The sequence below is a fragment of the Vibrio sp. 10N.222.46.A1 genome (assembly GCF_041473595.1).
GTDB classification, from domain to species: Bacteria; Pseudomonadota; Gammaproteobacteria; order Enterobacterales; family Vibrionaceae; genus Vibrio; species Vibrio tasmaniensis_A.
The window spans coordinates 1-3,954 of record NZ_JBFRSN010000392.1 but is presented as its reverse complement, the minus strand read 5'-3'; the positions used below and the strand labels follow the sequence as shown (position 1 = coordinate 3,954).

The following is a 3,954-nucleotide window of genomic DNA, read 5'->3' as shown; positions in this document are numbered from 1 at the left end:
CTTCCGTCAGTACATTCCTTTCGTACTGCTCCATCTGCTTTTCAAAAGCGAAATCTTCTCCGGACGCTTCACAAATTGGTGATTGAAGATCAAAGCCATCACCAACAATACCAAGTACAAATCGGTCTGCGACATTGCGTAATTCGCGCACGTTACCCGGCCATTCGTGTCGACATAGCTGCTGAATCTGTTCAGGGTAAATCGTTGATGGGCGTGTCTTGTACTTGTGGCTCGCTTGAATCACAAAATGGCGGAACAGCACCTGAATGTCCTCTTTGCGTTGACGCAATGCGGGAAGGTTTAAGCTAGCAATATTAAGACGATAGAAGAGATCGGCTCTGAACTCCCCCGTTTCACTCAGGCTCGCGAGATCAGCTTTGCTGGCGGCTACCACCACAATATCGACCGGGATTAACTCGTTACCACCAACGCGCTCAATCATTCGTTCTTGAATGACGCGCAGCAGTTTAATTTGCACCGCAATTGGCATACTTTCTATTTCATCAAGAAACAGAGTTCCGCCATTGGCTTGTTCTATTTTGCCAATGCGTTTCTTGTTGGCACTGGTAAACGAACCCGCTTCATGGCCAAACAACTCACTTTCGATAATGCTTTCTGTCATGCCGCCACAGTTGATCGCGACAAAGGGCTTCGCCTTACGACGGCTAAATTGATGCAACGCGCGAGCTATCACCTCTTTGCCCGTTCCCGTTTCTCCGTTGATGATGGTGTCGACGCCAGTATGCGCTAAAGCGAGCACTTGCTTACGTATGGTATCCATCGCTTTTGATTGGCCAATAACCACAGATTCAATCGGTAAATCCTCTTGCTCATCACCATCCGAGGTTGACGGGCAGCTGTGCTGACACTGGGTAATCGCCAAATCAAGCTTCTCCACCAGCTCACTCGAATTAAGCGGTTTTTCTAGAAAGTCGAAAGCGCCCAACTTCATCGCTTCGATCGCCATTGGAATATCGCCATGGCCACTCATCAATAAAACGGGCACATTCGGGGCACGGTGTTGGATTGAGCTCAACAACGTCAAACCGTCCACTTTCGGCATGCGCACGTCACACAGCACAACCGACTGACTGTTTGCTTTAAGCGACTTTAGGCCAAGGTTGGGATCAGTAAAGGTGGTGACACTAAACCCTTCTAGCTCTAACATTTCGCTCACGGCGTCGACGACATCTATTTCATCGTCGATAAGAACTATGTGTTTTTCTGAAATCATGAACCTGTGCCTTTTGGTAGAGTGACGATAAAGGTGGTGCCTTGGTGTTCAACCGATTCCACGTGAATCGAGCCGCCAAAATCTTTTATTATGTTGTATGCGATAGACAAGCCTAGCCCAAGCCCCTTACCTGTTGTTTTGCTGGAATAAAATGGGTCAAACAGATGCGGAATGTCCTCTTCAGGTATCCCTAACCCGTTGTCCATCACCAAAATCTGAATGGTCTTCGAATGCTCTTGAGTTGAGATGCTGAGCTCTGGTTGTTCTCTGTGCTCAATGGCATCCAAAGCATTGCTGATCAAATTCACCAGAACCTGTTCTAAGCGAATGTTGTTAGCTCGAACCATTTGGCTACTTTGGGGCGAATACTGAATCGACACAGCGCTCTGTCGGGTTTCAAACAGGTCAATCGCATCACCAATCACCTTATTCAATTCAACGTTATCAATCTTGCCATCACTCTTACGTGAGAAGGCCTTTAGGTGACGAGTAATCGCAGCCACTTTGTCTAACAAAATCTCGATCTTTTTTAGGTTCTCTTCTGCCCTGTCTGGCCTTTGCTTGCCTAACCAAAGCTGCGCGCTTCGAACGTGACTGTTTACTGCGGTCAGAGGTTGATTGATCTCGTGCGTGATCCCGACACTCAATTGCCCTAGCGCGGCCAATTTTCCGGCTTGGATTAGCTCGTCTTGAGTCACTCGTAATTTGGCTTCGGCTAAGGTGCGCTCTTCAACCTCAGCCTCTAATTTTCGATTGGTTTGCTTAACGACTTTGGCCGTGGTCTGGAATACCTTTAGGTACTTGGCCATTTGCGTCACTTCGTCTTTGCCACGAATAGAAACTTCGGTATCTAGATGACCGGTAGAAATCGCGAACATGTTGTCTTTGAGCTGTAAAAGCCTTTCTAAAATACTCTTACGCACGTAGAACCACGAAATGGCAGCTGCAGCCAACACGCTAAACAGAGAAAGAAAAAGAGAGAGTTGTTGGTTCGATTGTAAAGACAACTGCGCCTGCTGAATCGACAGGTCAATATTGCTATTCACCTTGCTGGTGTTGCTTTCGATCTGCACGGTTAACTGATTCAAATGCTCGCGGCTGTTTTGCAGGAAATACTGCTCTTGATAGAGATGATTAAGCGCTTTGTTTTTCATCCCATACAAGCTGCTATCACTTGAAGCGAGGTTATAAATAACCGTGAGTTGGCGATCTAACTCAGGAAAATTACTTCTTAAATCACCACTGACCCAAAGTTTCCACCACTCTTCACCGACTTGCTCTAAGCGGTAGCTAGTGTAATCCAACTCATTAAAGCTTGAGTCGTTATACAACTTCTCTACTAAGCCTAATTGGTAATAAAGCAGAGATTTCAACTGAGTATATTGAATTTGATCTTTGGCTGACTCAGGCAAACTATCGAGTGAATCACTGGCCTGTTGCAACAGAGGATAAAAACCCTCAAGCAAATTACGAAGTTCTTGATTGAGTTGTTCTGACTCAATCTCACTTTGATACAACAAACTCAGACTATTGTTAACTTGGGCGATAAGATCTTTAAAATAGGCGTGATAATCAGGGAATTGAACCATAACGCTATTCATCACTGAAATGGCCTCTTCAATTTTGAGCATCGCCTGCTTACGCTCTAAATTAGATTCAGCATCACTGAGTTGAGATGAGGTCGTGATAATCACACGCACCATATCATTGAGGCGTGCAGCGTTATCTAAGGCGGGGATTTCACTCTCTTTTAATTCAACGAGGCGTTGGTTTAGATCGTCAAAAGTAAAGCTAGAAACAACCGAAAGGAAGATGGTGGTCATCGATAACATGGCCAATGCCAATACCAAGCGCAGTTCGATCCCCTTCCAACCAAACCACTTACGGCGCGGAATTTTGATCGAAAACGGGCGTTCAAAACTGTCTTTGTTTTCTATCACCTCGGAGACATGACTACTCACTAGCCCCACCTTCTTCTCATCATAAAATCAACAGGATCCGTCAATGATTCAATCAGTTAGGTGATTTACCTATTTAATCTTAGATCGAATAGCTTTAGTGAAGCTATTAAACGAAGAGTAATCATTAACATTTCACATAAGATATCATAACAATTATTTTATAAAGCTTGCATGGTCTGTTTTGCGATAATAGAAAGTGACCGCACCGACAGAAACGTGATTACTTTATCAATCCCTGTCGGAGGGCATTTTAGTTCGAGCACTTCCAATAAAGTCTGATCATTTATCATAGAGATTGATCGTATTGGGCTTATCATTCGCAAAACGGTCTTGAATCTAAACTTTCAGACAAATTAGCAATAATGGAAAATCATGGAGTCTCGCAGTGTAGGACACTACCTATGTCGAAATAGGATGGATGTATCGATCGCAAGACAATTTTGGGTGGCAAATATGCCAAGGCCTTGCACAAAGGTACTTACGAGAAACTCTCTGAAGCATACCGTTATTTACTCTTGAAATGGCTACCAGACAGTGGGTTTGAACTGCGAGACCAACCATGCTTTGAGGTGTACCTGAATCGAGACCCAAGACGAACTAAACCTGAGAATTTGAAAACCGAAATCTATATTCCGATCAAGTAACTAAGAGAGCTTCCCTTGAGTCAGTCAATCACGGCTGGCTCATTTTTGCCCCAAAATTGGTTAGATTAAATACTCTACTCATTCCGGGGGCGTGCGTTTTCCCTATCAAATCTAA

Annotated in this window: 3 protein-coding genes; 1 reads left to right on the top strand and 2 read right to left on the bottom strand. The window is 44.5% G+C overall.

Features of this window, described 5'->3' with window-relative positions; translation table 11 throughout:
- Window positions 1–1,234 (bottom strand): sigma-54-dependent transcriptional regulator (locus tag AB4496_RS12430; protein WP_372131059.1); only part of this gene is annotated, 1,234 nt, incomplete at its 3' end.
- Window positions 1,231–3,204, bottom strand: a complete 1,974-nt coding sequence (locus AB4496_RS12425; protein WP_102258242.1) for an ATP-binding protein — start codon at window positions 3,202–3,204, stop codon at window positions 1,231–1,233. The genes AB4496_RS12425 and AB4496_RS12430, both read right to left, overlap by 4 nt.
- 413 nt (window positions 3,205–3,617) lie before the next feature.
- Here AB4496_RS12425 and AB4496_RS12420 point away from each other — a divergent pair, with 413 nt between their 5' ends.
- The gene (locus AB4496_RS12420; RefSeq protein WP_081324597.1) at window positions 3,618–3,839 is read left to right on the top strand and encodes a GyrI-like domain-containing protein; all 222 of its coding nucleotides are present in this window, start codon (window positions 3,618–3,620) and stop codon (window positions 3,837–3,839) included.
- Window positions 3,840–3,954: the final 115 nt, after the last annotated feature.